Origin of the sequence: Variovorax sucrosi, from assembly GCF_051216635.1 — a bacterium.
Lineage (GTDB): Bacteria > Pseudomonadota > Gammaproteobacteria > Burkholderiales > Burkholderiaceae_C > Variovorax.
This window is the reverse complement of the sequence record NZ_JBPJZU010000022.1, coordinates 1-1026: the sequence shown is the minus strand read 5'-3', so window position 1 is coordinate 1026 and position 1026 is coordinate 1. Positions and strand designations below refer to the sequence as shown.

Genomic DNA, 1026 nt, shown 5'->3' with positions numbered 1-1026 from the left:
TGCACGTTGACGATGTCGTGCGCCACGCCCATCTCCTTCATCAGCGCCATCGGCACCACGGCGAAGGCTTCGTTCACTTCCCACAGGTCGACGTCCTTCACGCCCCAGCCGGTCTTGGCGAAGAGCTTCTGCACGGCGCCCACCGGCGCGGTCGAGAACCACTCGGGCTGCTGCGCATGCGTGGCGTGGCCGACGATGCGCGCGAGCGGCTTGGCGCCGATCTTCCTGGCGTGCGACTCGGTCATCAGGACCAGCGCGGCCGCGCCGTCGTTGATCGACGAGCTCGACGCGGCGGTGATCGTGCCGCCGTCCTTCTTGAAGGCCGGCTTGAGCGTGGCGATCTTGTCCAGCTTGACCTTGCCCGGGCCTTCGTCGATGGCCACCACCGTTTCGCCGCTGCGGCCCTTGACCGTGACCGGCACGATCTCGGCCTTGAACAGGCCATCGGCCGTGGCCTGCCTGGCGCGCTCGACGCTGGCGGTGGCGAAGGCGTCCTGCTGCTCGCGGGTGAAGCTGTACTTGGCGGCGCAGTCCTCGCCGAAGGTGCCCATGGAGCGGCCCGGCTGGTAGGCGTCTTCCAGGCCGTCGAGCATCATGTGATCGAAGATGCGGTCGTGGCCCATGCGGTAGCCGCCGCGGCCCTTGAGCATCAGGTAGGGCGCGTTGGTCATGCTTTCCATGCCACCGGCGACCATCACGTCGTGCGTGCCGGCCATCAGCATGTCGTACGACAGCATGGCGGCCTTCATGGCCGAGCCGCACATCTTGCTGAGCGTGACGGCGCCCGCGCTGTCGGGCAGCCCGCCCTTGTAGGCCGCCTGGCGCGCCGGCGCCTGGCCCTGGCCGGCCATCAGGCAGTTGCCGAACAGCACTTCGCCGACGATGGCCGGGTCGATGCCGGCGCGTTCGACCGCGGCCTTGATCGCGGCGCCGCCGAGGTCATGCGCTGCGAGGGAAGAGAAGTCGCCCTGGAACGCGCCCATGGGGGTGCGGGCAGCGCCGACGATGACGATGGATTCGGACATG

At 68.9% G+C, this 1026-nt stretch carries 1 protein-coding gene; it reads right to left on the bottom strand.

Annotated elements, in window-relative coordinates; genetic code table 11:
* Positions 1 to 1025 (bottom strand): acetyl-CoA C-acyltransferase (locus tag ACSFBE_RS23845; protein WP_435492879.1); only part of this gene is annotated, 1025 nt, incomplete at its 3' end.
* Position 1026 lies beyond the last annotated feature (1 nt).